General features: G+C 72.1%; 10 protein-coding genes. 4 read left to right on the forward strand and 6 right to left on the reverse strand.

From position 1 onward, the window contains the following. Positions 1–268 precede the first annotated feature (268 nt). Genes AC07A6_RS12450 through AC07A6_RS12470 form a run of 5 tightly spaced genes read right to left on the reverse strand, consistent with a single transcriptional unit; the run spans position 269 to position 6,134 of the window. Entirely contained in the window at positions 269–1,282 is a 1,014-nt protein-coding gene (locus AC07A6_RS12450) for a LacI family DNA-binding transcriptional regulator (RefSeq protein WP_362466480.1), read from the reverse strand. Beyond that, entirely contained in the window at positions 1,270–2,877 is a 1,608-nt protein-coding gene (locus AC07A6_RS12455) for a glycoside hydrolase family 13 protein (RefSeq protein WP_478777063.1), read from the reverse strand. Before AC07A6_RS12455 ends, AC07A6_RS12450 begins: the two co-directional genes overlap by 13 nt. 55 nt (positions 2,878–2,932) lie before the next feature. Then, complete coding sequence (locus tag AC07A6_RS12460) at positions 2,933–3,826, reverse strand: sugar ABC transporter permease (protein WP_478777064.1); 894 nt, start codon at positions 3,824–3,826, stop codon at positions 2,933–2,935. Next, entirely contained in the window at positions 3,823–4,854 is a 1,032-nt protein-coding gene (locus AC07A6_RS12465) for a carbohydrate ABC transporter permease (RefSeq protein WP_362466474.1), read from the reverse strand. The genes AC07A6_RS12460 and AC07A6_RS12465 overlap by 4 nt, the downstream gene beginning before the upstream one ends. An 8-nt stretch (positions 4,855–4,862) precedes the next feature. Next, the gene (locus tag AC07A6_RS12470) at positions 4,863–6,134 is read right to left on the reverse strand and encodes an extracellular solute-binding protein (protein ID WP_386273976.1); all 1,272 of its coding nucleotides are present in this window, start codon (positions 6,132–6,134) and stop codon (positions 4,863–4,865) included. Between the two features lie 222 nt (positions 6,135–6,356). On the opposite strand from AC07A6_RS12470, the gene AC07A6_RS12475 reads away from it, so the two are divergent. From AC07A6_RS12475 to AC07A6_RS12485, 3 genes are all read left to right on the forward strand, one after another. Then, complete coding sequence (locus AC07A6_RS12475; protein WP_478777065.1) at positions 6,357–8,153, forward strand: glycoside hydrolase family 13 protein; 1,797 nt, start codon at positions 6,357–6,359, stop codon at positions 8,151–8,153. Positions 8,154–8,179: 26 nt separating this feature from the next. After that, positions 8,180–9,211: a LacI family DNA-binding transcriptional regulator gene (locus tag AC07A6_RS12480; RefSeq protein ID WP_362466465.1), complete on the forward strand. Its 1,032-nt coding sequence runs from the start codon at positions 8,180–8,182 to the stop codon at positions 9,209–9,211. A gap of 115 nt (positions 9,212–9,326) precedes the next feature. After that, positions 9,327–10,241, forward strand: coding sequence for a phosphatase PAP2 family protein (locus AC07A6_RS12485; RefSeq protein ID WP_478777066.1), 915 nt, complete (start codon positions 9,327–9,329; stop codon positions 10,239–10,241). 15 nt (positions 10,242–10,256) lie between these two features. Here the strand turns inward: AC07A6_RS12485 and AC07A6_RS12490 are convergent, their stop codons facing one another. After that, entirely contained in the window at positions 10,257–11,840 is a 1,584-nt protein-coding gene (locus AC07A6_RS12490; protein WP_478777067.1) for an amidohydrolase, read from the reverse strand. 265 nt (positions 11,841–12,105) lie between these two features. Between AC07A6_RS12490 and AC07A6_RS12495 the strand changes: the two genes are divergently transcribed. Next, positions 12,106–12,699 (forward strand): dihydrofolate reductase family protein, encoded by a 594-nt coding sequence (locus tag AC07A6_RS12495; RefSeq protein ID WP_478777068.1) that lies wholly within the window; start codon positions 12,106–12,108, stop codon positions 12,697–12,699. Positions 12,700–12,789 lie beyond the last annotated feature (90 nt).

The raw sequence follows: 12,789 nt of genomic DNA on the forward strand, positions 1-12,789 counted from the left end.
CGCGAGGTCTACAAACACCTCACCCAGCCACCAACCACAGCCAACCCCCTCCCACACACCACTTGACGATCCATAGGAGCTTCAGGCCGGCACGACACGGAAGGACGATGGGACTGACGGGAAACCCCCAGACTTCTCTGATCCGGTCCAGGGGGATACCGCCCACCCGGCCCCCGGCCCGCAGACGAGGGGGCGGGTGGGCAACCCCCGCCCCGCCCCCACCCCCTCGAGGGGGAGATAGCGGGCCCCCACCGCGAGCCCCCGCCCCCTACCCCCGCACCATCCCCGTCGACCCCCGGACCACCAGTTCCGGCTGGAACACGTACTCCGTGCGCTGGACCGGGGTGCCGGCCACCGCCTCCAGGAGGGCGCCGACCGCTGCCGTGGCCATCGCGCGGACCGGCTGGCGGACCGTCGTCAGCGGGGGGTCCGTGAAGGCGATGAGCGGGGAGTCGTCGAAGCCGACCACCGAGACGTCCTCGGGGACGCGCAGGCCCCGCTCCCTCGCAGCGCGGATGACGCCGAGGGCCATCATGTCGCTGGCGCAGACCACACCCGTGCAGCCCCGGTCCAGCAGGGCGCCGCCCGCCGCGTGGCCGCCCTCGACGGTGAACAGGGTGCGCTGGACCAGCCCTTCCTCCGCCGCCCCCGGCCGCGCGGCCAGGAACCCCTGCTCCTTGCGCGCGGAGGGGACGTACCGCGTGGGCCCGATGGCGAGCCCGATGCGCCGGTGTCCGAGCTCCTCCAGGTGCCGTACGGCCATCTCCGCCGCCGCCCGGTCGTCCGGGGAGACGAAGGGGGCGCTGATGGCCTCGTTGAAGCCGTTGATCAGTACGAACGGCAGCCCGCGCGCCGAGAGCCGCTGGTAGCGCGCCGGGTCGGCCGACGAGTCCGCGTGCAGGCCGGACAGGAAGACGATGCCGGTGACCCCCCGTTCCTCCAGCTGCTCGACCAGTTCGTCCTCCGTGGCGCCGCCCGGGGTCTGGGTGCACAGCACCGGCGTGTACCCCTGCCCGGCCAGCGCCTGTTCGATGACCTGTGCGAACGCCGGAAAGATGGGGTTGGTCAGTTCGGGGATCAGCAGCCCGACCAGACCGTTGCTGCGCCGCTTCAGCCTCACCGGCCGCTCGTAGCCGAGCAGGTCCATGGCGGCCAGCACCCGGTGCCGGGTGCCGGCCGCCACGCCCGCCTTGCCGTTGAGGACGCGGCTGACCGTCGCCTCGCTGACCTGGGCCTGCGAGGCGATGTCCGTCAGCCGCAGCGGGGAACTCACCCCTGCCACCACACCGCCGTGTCACCGGGCAGGACGTCCGCCTCCGGCAGCTCGCCGCTCGCCAGCAGCACCACGCCCACGCCCGCACCCGCACCCGCACCCGGTATCCGCACCGCGTCCGCCGTCGTGTTGGCCGCGCACACGAAGCCGCCCCGGCGGAACATCAGCACCCCTTCCGGGGCGTCCAGCCATTCCACGGCGTCCCCGGCGCCCAGGTCGGCGTGCTCGCGGCGGATCCGCAGGGCGGTGCGGTAGAGCTCCAGCGTGGAGTCCTGGTCCCCGGTCTGGGCCTCGACGCTCAGGCCGGCCCACTCCGCCGGCTGGGGCAGCCAGCTGCCGCCGGTCCCGAAGCCGTACGGGGCTTCCCCGCCCGACCACGGCAGCGGGACGCGGCATCCGTCGCGCAGCCCGTCCTGCCCGTTCGCCTTGAAGAACGAGGGGTCCTGGCGCACCTCGTCGGGGAGGTCGGTGACCTCGGGCAGTCCGAGTTCCTCGCCCTGGTAGACGTACGCGGATCCGGGCAGGGCCAGCATCAGCAGTGCGGCGGCGCGCGCCCGGTCCAGGCTGCCGAAGCGGGTCCGGTGGCGGACCACGTCGTGGTTGGACAGCACCCAGGTCGTCGGGGCGCCCACGGGCCGCATGGCGTCGAGCGACGCGTCGATGGTGGCGCGCAGCGCGGCCGCGTCCCATCCGGTCGTCAGGTAGTGGAAGTTGAACGCCTGGTGCAGCTCGTCGTGGCGTACGTAGAGGGCGGTGCGTTCGACGTTGGGGGCCCACGCCTCGGCGACGCCGATGCGGTCGCCGGCGTACTCGTCGAGGACGGTGCGCCACTTCCGGTAGATCTCGTGGACGCCGTCCTGGTCGAAGAAGGGCAGCACCTGGTTGCCGAGCAGCTTGAGCTGCTCGTCGCGCCCCAGGTCGGGCAGTCCGGCGGCCTTGACCAGTCCGTGGGCGACGTCGATGCGGAAGCCGTCCACGCCCAGGTCGAGCCAGAACCGCAGCACGGACCGGAACTCGTCCTGCACCGCCGGGTGTTCCCAGTTGAAGTCGGGCTGCTCCGGGGCGAACAGGTGCAGGTACCACTCCCCGTCCTCGACCCGGGTCCAGGCGGGCCCGCCGAAGATGGACTCCCAGTCGTTCGGCGGCTCCTCGCCCGACTCCCCCTTCCCCGGCCGGAAGTGGAAGCGCTCGCGCAGCGGGGTCCCCGGGCCTTCGCGGAGCGCCTGCTTGAACCATTCGTGCTGGTCGGAGCAGTGGTTGGGGACGAGGTCGACGATGATCCGCAGGCCCAGGCCGTGCGCTTCGCGGATCACGGCGTCGGCGTCGTGCAGGGTGCCGAACATGGGGTCGATGGCCCGGTAGTCGGCGACGTCGTAGCCGGCGTCGGCCTGCGGGGAGGCGTAGAAGGGGCTGAGCCACACGGCGTCGACACCCAGGTCGCGCAGGTAGGGCAGCCGGCTGCGGATGCCTTCGAGGTCCCCCATGCCGTCCCCGTTGGAGTCGGCGAAGCTGCGCGGATAGACCTGGTAGATCACCGCGTCTCTCCACCAGCCGGGCTGGGTCCCGGTCGGGGTGGGGAGTGCGTCGGCGAGGTGCTGGGTCATGGTGTCCTTGGAAGATCGGGCCGGTACCGGAAAACGGGAGACGGACGCCGGGTGGTCAGCCCTTGGTGGCGCCCGCCGTCATACCGGCGACGAGGTGACGCTGGGCGAAGAGGAAGAAGACCGCCGCCGGGATCGCGATGAGGACGGATGCCGCGCTCATGGCGCCCCAGTTGGAGGTGTACTGCGTGACGAAGGTCTGCAGGCCGCCCGCGAGGGTGAGGTTCTCCTCGCCGACCATGAAGGCGGAGGCGTACGCGACCTCGCCCCAGGCGGTGATGAAGGCGTAGAAGCCGGTCACGGCGAGGCCGGGCTTGGCGAGCGGCAGGATCAGGCGCCAGAAGGTGCCGAAGGGGTTGAGCCCGTCGACGCGGCCGGATTCGTCGATCTCGACCGGGATGGTGTCGAAGAAGCCCTTCATCATCCAGGCGCAGAACGGCACGGCGATGGTGAGGTAGGTGATGATCAGGCCGAGCGGCTGGTTGAGCAGCCCGAGGTCGCCCATCAGGTTGTAGAGCGGGACGATGAGGATGGCCATGGGGAACATCTGCGTGATGAGCAGGGTCCACATGAGCGGCTTCATGCCCGGGAACTTGAAGCGGCTGACGGCGTAGCCCGTCGTGGCGGCGATGAACACGCCGAGCACGGTGGTGACGCCGGCGACGAGCACGGAGTTCCAGAACCAGCTGAGGAAGTGGCTGTCCTCCAGCAGGTAGGAGTAGTTCGAGAGGGTGGGTTCCTTCACGAAGTCCGTGCTGATGGCGTACTTGGCCGGCTTGAGCGAGGTCAGCAGGATCCACAGCACGGGGAAGACGGCGATGACGGACGCGACGACGAGCGTGGCGTGCAGTCCGAAGGAGGCGAGCGGGGAGCGGCTGCCGCGCGGGCGCGCCGCCGGCGCCGGGGCCGGGGCCGTCGGCTTCGAGGCGTTGTCGTTGGTGGTCACGGTCACCACACCTCTCCCTGCTTGCGCAGCGAGCGCCGGTAGACCAGCGCGAAGATCATGAGCAGGCCGAGGATCAGCACGCCCCAGGTCGCGGAGCCGGCGAAGTCGCGCGGGCTGGCGATGAAGGCCTCGCGGAAGGCCTGGGTCACCAGGATCTCGGTGGAGTCGCCGGGGCCGCCCCGCGTCAGCAGGAAGATCACCGGGAACATGTTGAAGGTCCAGATGGTGGAGAGCAGGATCACCGTCATGCTCACGGCGCGCAGTCCGGGCAGGGTGATGTGCCGGAAGCGCTGCCAGGGGCCGGCGCCGTCCATCTCGGCGGCCTCGTAGAGCTCGCCGGGGATGGACTGGAGGCCGCCGAGGAGGGCGACCATCATGAAGGGGATGCCGAGCCAGACGTTGACGGCGATGACGGAGAACTTGGCCCAGGTGGGGTCGTCGAGCCACGGGATGGCGGAGATCCCGCCGCCGTCGAGGACCTTGTTGAGGATGCCGTTGTCGCGGTTGAAGAGGAACCGCCAGGCGAAGACGGAGACGAAGCCGGGCACGGCCCAGGGCAGGATGAGCGCCATGCGGTAGGCGGCGCGGCCCCGGAACTGCCGGTTGAGCATGGTGGCCAGGGTGAGGCCGAGGACGAAGGTGACGGAGACGCAGGCGACGGTCCACACCACCGTCCACACCAGCCGCTGCCAGAAGACGGGGTCGCCGAGGACCGCCGTGTAGTTGTCGAGCCCGACGAACTCGTACGTGGCGTCGATGTGGCGCACGCCGATGGTGCGGGCGACGTTGCGCTCGTTGGCGTTCGTCAGCGACAGGTAGACGCCGCGTACGAGTGGCCAGCCCACGATCACGCCGAGGACGATGACGACCGGGGCGGTCATGGCCCAGGCGTACCAGTGCGTGGCGAGGGCGCGGCGGAGGCCGCCGCGCGGGCTTCCGGCGTTCTTGGCAGTCGTGCGGCTGGGGCCGCGGGCGGCGAGGGTCGTCTCGCCGTCCGCGGCCTTCGCCACCGACCGGCTGGTGTCAGCAGCCATCGTCCGTACTACTTCCAGCCCTTGAGGATCTTGCGGAACTCGGCGCCGGCCGCCTTGGCCGCGTCCTCGGGGGTCGAGGCGCCGGTGACGGCCTTGGTGTACTCGACCTTCAGCGGCTCGAAGAGGGAGCCGTTCTCAGGGATCCAGGCGCGCTCGACGGCCTTGTCGACGGCCGGCTTGAAGAACTGGACCATCTCGCTGCTCTTGACGTCCGGCTGCTCGTAGGCGGCGGTGCGCGTGGGCAGCAGGCTCAGGTCCTTGGCGGACTGGACCTGGACCTCCTGGGAGGTCATGTACTCGACGAAGGCGTGCGCGGCGGCGGTGTTCTTGGAGCCGGCGTAGACGGCGAGGTCGTGGCCGCCCTGCGGGGCGCCGGCCTTGGCGGAGCCGGCCGGGACGGGGGCGACGCCGAGGTTGGACTTGTCCTTGAACTGGTCGCCGGCGTAGCTGTCCGCGACGGCCCAGGGGCCGTTGATCATCATGGCGACCTCCCCGGACTTGAAGGCGGTCTGCATGTTGGTCCAGCCGTCGGTGGCGTTGGTGACCGCCGCGCCGGAGGTGACCAGGTCGCGGGCGGCCTTGAAGCCCTTGACGCCGGCCGCGTTGTCGACGGTGACCGTCTTGGTCTTGGCGTCGACGAGGTCGCCGCCCTCGCCGTAGATGAAGGGCAGGAACCAGTAGGAGTCGTCGCCGCGCAGGTAGAGGCCGGTCTTGCCGGTCTTGGCCTTGATGGCGGTGGCGGCGGTCTTCAGCTCCTCAAGGGTCTTGGGGGGCTGGACGCCGGCGTCGGCGAGCATCTTCTTGTTGTAGAAGAGGCCGAGGGTGTCGATGACCTGCGGGACGGCGTAGGTCTTGCCCTCGAACTTGCCGCTGGCCGCGGCCTGCGGGAGGAACTCGGCGTCGATCTTCTTCGCGGTGTCGGCGGGGACCTCGTCGAGGTAGCCGAGCGAGGCGAAGTCGGCGACCCAGCCGACATCGGCGCGGATCACGTCGGGGGCGTCGGCGCCGCTGCTGAAGGCGTTCTTGACCTTGTTCTGGGCGTCGCCGTAGGGCACGTTGACGTACTTGACGGTCACCTTCGGGTGCTTCGCGGTGAACGCCTCGGCGATCTTCTGGAAGCTCGCCTTCTCGGCGTCGTTCGAGGTGTCCCACCAGGTGACGGTGCCGGACAGCTCGCCGCCGGCCTTCTGCCCACCGTCGTCCTTGGTGTCACCGCCGCAAGCCGTCGCCGCGAGCGCCAGGGTCGCGACCAGCGCGGTGGCCGCTATGCCACGCCGCATATGAACTCCTTCGATGATCCCGGCCGCGCCCTCGCGGTCCCGAGTTGCGAGGAACGTAACAAGCCTGAAAGCCGACGGAAAGACCTTGCGGCAATTTTCTGCAAGCGGAGGCGATCGTTACATCCGTGTGTCCCTACGGTTGCCGCAGCTTGCTGTTAGTTCGAGTCCGCTTCGATTGCGCAGGCCCGCAACCACGGGGTGTGTACGCGCGTTGACTGCGGTATGAACCACGAGTTGACGGCCGTCCCGCTTGCAAGAGCTTCCAGCAACGCTTTCAGCGGTGCTTCCGGCGACCCCGCCGTGAGCGGCGCCTGGTGGCGCGATGCCGTCATCTACCAGGTGTACGTCCGCTCCTTCGCGGACAGCGACGGCGACGGCGTCGGGGACCTGCGCGGGGTGCGCGAGCGGCTGCCCCACCTGGCCCGGCTGGGGGTGGACGCCGTGTGGCTCACCCCCTTCTACGTGTCCCCGCAGGCGGACGGCGGCTACGACGTCGCCGACTACCGGGCCGTCGACCCCCTCTTCGGCGACCTCGCCGACGCCGACGACCTGGTCCGGGCCGCGCACGCGCTCGGCCTGCGGGTGATCGTCGACGTGGTGCCGAACCACACCTCCGAGGCCCACCCCTGGTTCCGGGAGGCCCTCGCCGGCGTGCCCGGCGCCCGCGAGCGGTACCTGTTCCGCCCGGGGCGGGGCGCGGACGGGGAGCTGCCGCCCAACGACTGGGAGTCCGTCTTCGGCGGTCCGGCCTGGACCCGGGTGCCGGACGGCGACTGGTACCTGCACCTCTTCGCCCCCGAGCAGCCCGACCTGGACTGGGAGAACCCGGAGGTCGCGGCGGAGTTCGAGTCGGTGCTGCGCTTCTGGCTCGACCTGGGCGTCGACGGCTTCCGGGTGGACGTGGCCCACGGCATGGTCAAGGCCCCGGGCCTGCCCGACATCGGCCGGGGCGCGCAGGCCACCCTGATCGGCACCGAGCCGCTCCCCTTCTTCGACCAGGACGGGGTGCACGCCATCCACCGCTCCTGGCGGCGGCTGCTCGACTCGTACGGGGACGGGCGGATCGGGGTCGCCGAGGCGTGGGCGCCCACCTCGGAGCGGCTCGCGCTGTACGTGCGGCCCGACGAGCTGCACCAGGCCTTCAACTTCCGGTTCCTGAACTGCCCCTGGGACCCGGCGGCGATGCGGACCGTGATCGACGAGTCCCTGGCCGCGACCGCCTCCGTGGGCGCCCCGACGACCTGGGTGCTGTCCAACCACGACGTCGTGCGGCACGTCACCCGGTACGGGGGCGGGGCGCGGGGCCTGGCCCGGGCGCGGGCGGCGGCGCTGCTGATGCTGGCGCTGCCCGGGTCGGCGTACGTCTACCAGGGCGAGGAGCTCGGCCTGCCGGAGGTGACCGAGCTCCCGGACGCGGCCCGCCAGGACCCGGCGTTCCGGCGCGGCCGGCGGGGCGCGGGTGCCGACGGGGCCGGGGCGGTCGGGGCCTCCGGGGCCGAGGCCGCCTCGGCCGACGGGGCCGGGGCCGTCGAGGCCGAGGGGCAGGACGGGCTGCGCGACGGGTGCCGCGTACCGCTCCCCTGGTCCGGCGCGGAGGCCCCGTACGGCTTCGGCCCCGGCGGCAGCTGGCTGCCGCAGCCCGCCGGCTGGGCGGAGCTGAGCGTCGCCGCGCAGACCGGCGACCCGCACTCGACGCTGGAGCTGTACCGCGCCGCGCTGGAACTGCGCCGGGCCATGCCGGGGCTGGGCGCGCCGGAGTCGGGACAGGGCGGGTGCCGCGAGGAGTGGCCCGGCGTGGGGGCGGGACCTGCGGTGTTCGCACGCGGGATGCGCTGGCGGCCCGCGCCCGACGGGGTCCTCCTCTTCACCCGCCCCGGCTTCGCCTGCACCCTCAACACCAGGCCCGCCGCCGTGGAGCTGCCCTCCCCGGGCCGGCCGGTGCTCTCCAGCGCCCCGGTGGAGACCGACGGCCGCACCGTCCGTCTTCCCCCCGATTCCTGCACGTGGTGGGCGATGTGAGCCGGCTACCGGTACAGTCCAGTGCCGTGACCGCACGGCTAGCCGACATCGCAGCCCAGGCGGGGGTCAGCGAAGCCACAGTCAGCCGCGTGCTCAACGGCAAGCCCGGTGTGGCCGCCGGCACCCGTGAGTCCGTGCTGGCCGCGCTCGACGTGCTCGGCTACGAGCGGCCCGTGCGGCTGCGGCAGCGCAGCGCCGGGCTCGTCGGGCTGATAACCCCCGAGCTGGACAACCCCATCTTCCCGGCGCTCGCGCAGGTCATCGGGCAGGCGCTGACCCGGCAGGGGTACACGCCGGTGCTGGCGACGCAGACGCCCGGCGGGTCCACCGAGGACGAGCTGACCGAGATGCTGGTGGACCGGGGGGTCTCCGGGATCATCTTCGTCTCGGGGCTGCACGCCGACACCACCGCCGACATGGGCCGCTACGACCAGCTCCGGGCGCAGGGCGTCCCGTACGTCCTCATCAACGGTTTCTCCGACAAGGTGCGGGCCCCCTTCGTCTCCCCCGACGACCGGGCCGCGATGCAGCTCGCCGTGACCCACCTGACGGCGCTGGGGCACACCCGGATCGGCCTCGCGGTCGGCCCGAAGCGGTTCGTGCCGGTACTCCGCAAGATCGAGGGCTTCCGGGCCGCGATGCGGGACCGGCTCGGGCTCGGCGAGGCCGAGGCGGAGGAGCTGATCCAGCACTCCCTGTACACCCTGGAGGGCGGCCAGGCCGCCGCGGCCGCGCTCATCGGGCGGGGCTGCACGGCGGTGGTGTGCGCGAGCGACATGATGGCGCTCGGTGCGATCCGGGCCGCCCGGCAGCAGGGGCTGCGGGTGCCGCAGGACGTGTCGGTGGTCGGCTTCGACGACTCGCCGCTCATAGCGTTCACCGATCCGCCGCTGACCACCATCCGGCAGCCGGTGCAGGCGATGGGGCAGGCGGCGGTACGGACCCTGCTGGAGGAGATCGGCGGTACGCCGGCCCCGCACAGCGAGTTCGTGTTCCTGCCCGAGCTGGTGGTCCGCGGCTCGACGGCCTCGGGGCCGGCGCAGCGCCGCACCCCTTAGTACTGCCCGGTACCCCCTAGGGGTTACCGGGTAGTCCCCCGGGTTGAGAAGGGGCGGGGAAGACCGTCCCGAGGGATGATCGGAGGCGGTGACGCATCTGGCAGACTCTCTGCCCATGGGTGAAGCGAGCGTGAAGACACTGGAAACTCCCCCAGCTACCGCTGGCGGGACCCCCAGGGCGGACGTCTCGTCACCCACCGGGACAGAACACGGATCCCGTCCGGAGCCTCAGGGCGCGCTCCTGACCCGGCTGCGGGCCCCTCGACGGCCCCGGATCTGGTTCGAGATCCTGCTGATCGCCGTCAGCTACTGGACGTACTCGCTGATCCGCAACGCCGTGCCCGAGCAGAAGGCGGCCGCGCTCGCGAACGCCGACTGGATCTGGTCCGTGGAGCGCGGGCTCGGCATCGCCGTGGAGCAGTCCGTCAACCACGCCGTGAACTCGGTGACCTGGCTGGTCGTCGGGATGAACTACTACTACGCGACGCTGCACTTCATCGTGACGATCGGCGTGCTGGTGTGGATCTACCGCTTCCATCCCGGGCGTTACGCCGCCACCCGCCTCGTCCTCTTCGCCACCACGGGTGTCGCCCTGGTCGGCTACTACCTCTACCCGCTCGCGCCGCCCCGGCTGATGAACGGGGAGCACTTCATCGACACCGTGCTGGTGCACCACACCTGGGGTTCCATGGCCTCGGGGAACCTCAAGCACATGTCGAACCAGTACGCGGCGATGCCCTCCATGCACATCGGGTGGTCGCTCTGGTGCGGGCTGACAATCTTCGCGGTGGCCTCGGCTCCGTGGGCGCGGATCCTGGGGCTGCTGTACCCGACGGCGACCCTGGTCGTGATCGTGGCCACCGCCAACCACTTCTGGCTCGACGCCGTCGGCGGCGTGCTCTGCCTGGCCTTCGGGTACACCGTGTCCCGCGCCTGGTACGGATCGCTGCCGCACCGGCTGCCGCGCCGGCCGGTGCACACCGGTCCGCACCCGGCGTCGGAACTGCTGAACCGCTTCCGCAGGGCGTAGGCCTGCTGAACCCCGCTAGACCCCGTCGCGGTGGGTGATCCGGCCGCCCGAGACGGTCAGGCGTACGGGGGCCTCCGCGAGTTCACCGGGGGCGGCGGTGACCGGGTCGAGGGCGAGGGCCGTCAGGTCCGCGCGGTAGCCCGGGGCGATGCGGCCCGCGACGGCCTGCTCGCCGGCCGCGAGCGCCGCGTGGGAGGTCATGCCCTCCAGTGCCATCGCCCCGGTCAGGGCCCTGCCGCCGGATGCGGCGCCCAGGGGGCGCAGGGCGGTGGCGAGGACCCGGCGGGCGTCGTGGTGGGCGATGGGCCAGTCGGAGCCGAGGGCGAGGACCGCGCCGGCGTCGCGCAGGTCCCGGCAGCGCCAGGCGCGGGCGGCGCGTTCGCCGCCGAGCCGCCTGGACCACTCGTCGGTGTGGTCGGCGCGGGTGTAGGCGGTGTGCGGGGGCTGCATGGAGGCGATCACCCCGAGCTCGGCGAACCGCTTCAGCTGGTCGTCGGGGACGGTCTCGATGTGCTCGATCCGGTGCCGCATGCGGGCGCCCTCGCCGAGCGACGCGACCGTGTCCAGGACGTGCCGGACGGCCGCGTCGCCGATGGCGTGGGTGGCGGTGCGCACGCCGGCCGCGTGGAGGAAGCGCACGGCCCGCGCGTAGGCGTGCGGGTCGGGCCAGAAGGCCTCGGTGCCCTGGCCGTGGCAGTCGGCGTGGTCCAGCCAGGCGGTGCCTCCCTCGACGGTGCCGTCCATGAAGAACTTGACGCCGTCGACCTGCCAGTGGCGTCCGCGTACGCCCTGGAGCCCTACCAGCGCGGCCAGGGCCTCCTCGTCGGCGCCGGGCATGCACCAGGGGGCGAGGCGCAGCCGCAGCGGCAGGTCGGTCTCGTACTCGACGGTGGCGAGGAGGGCGGGGACGTCCCCGTCGCCGAGGTCCATGACGTGGGCGCCGGTGAGCCCGGTGGCGGCCATGGCGTCGAGGAGGGCGAGGAGGCGGGCGCGGCGTTCGGCGGGGGCGGGCTTGGGGGCGAGGGCGCCGACCAGGGACATGGCGGCGTGCTCGACGAGGTGCCCGGTGGGGCGGCCGTCGCCGTCGCAGACGATCTCGGAGCGCTGGTCGAAGGCGCGGGGGCCGGTGACGCCGGCGGCGGCCAGGGCCGGGCCGGTGGCGAGGGCGGAGTGGCCGTCGTAGAGGCGCAGGAAGGCGGGGGTGGCGCCGAGGACGTCCTCGACGAGGTCCCGGTCGACGGGGCGGCCGCCGAAGGCGTTGTGGTCGAGGCCGAAGCCGAGGACCCAGCCGCCGGTGCGGTCGGCGGTGCGGAGGGCGGCGCGCAGCTGGTCGAGGTCGCGGACGTGCGAGAGGTCGGTTCCGGTGGCCATCTCGACGCCCCAGACGGGGTGGCTGTGGGCGTCGGTGAAGCCGGGGGTGAGGGTGGCTCCGCCGAGGTCGAGGACCTGGGTGGCGGGGCCGAGCCAGTCGCGTACGTCGGCCGCGTCGCCGACGGCCGCGATCTCGCCGCCGCGCAGGGCGACCGCGCCGGCTTCGGGGCGGGCGGGGTCGAGGGTGCGGACGCGGGCTCCGGTGAGGACGGTGTCGGCAGCGGGCACGGGGCGGTTCTCCTTCTGGTTCCGGCCTGGGCTCGGGGTTCATCATGTCGCGGCGGCGGGGGTGGCGGGCATGCGTTCACCTCCATTCATTGCAATGACCACACACCCCGATCTTGCGTTCAATTCAGATCCACTGCAACGATTCACCCGCCTTGACCAGCGCATACACCCCCTCAATCAAAGATCTGATTGCCGGATCACTGAACGCTGCATAGCTTTCCCTTGTCGCGTACGAACCCGAGGGATCAGGAAGCGAGGCATTCCCATGCGCATCGTGCTGGGTGAATTCATCAGCCTGGACGGCGTCATCCAGGCACCGGGCGGCCCGGAGGAGGACACCGACGGGGGCTTCGCCCACGGCGGGTGGACGCACCCGTTCTTCGACCCGGAGGTCATGGGCGGCGCGCTGGCCGAGTGGGCCGCCGCCACCGACGCCCTGCTGTTCGGGCGCCGCACCTGGCAGGTCATGGCCGGGGCGTGGCCGGAGCGGGCCGGCGACCCCTTCGCGGACCACATGAACGCCGTCGCCAAGTACGTCGTGTCGGGCACGCTCGGCGAGTCCGACCTGACGTGGAACAACACCACGCTCATCCCGGCCGGCGAGGCCCTCGCGCAGATCCGCAAGCTCCGCGAGGCCGAGGGCCGCGACGTGGTGGTCATGGGCAGCGCCTCGCTGGCCCGGACCCTGCTGGCCGAGGACCTGGTCGACGAACTCCGGCTGATGATCATGCCGGTGCTCCTCGGCGGCGGCAAGAGGCTCTTCCCGGACGACGGCGTGCTCCGCACGTTCGACCTGGCCTCCACGGTCACCACCGGCACCGGCGTCCACGTCACCACCTACCGCCGCCCCGCGGCGTAGCCCCGCCCGGGCCGGCCGCCCCGAGGGGTGGCCGGCCCCCGCCGTCTCGGTCGGCGGCCTGCAGGTACACCCGGCTGGGCAGTGCGACAC

It is taken from the genome of Streptomyces sp. NPDC044002 (assembly GCF_056434525.1).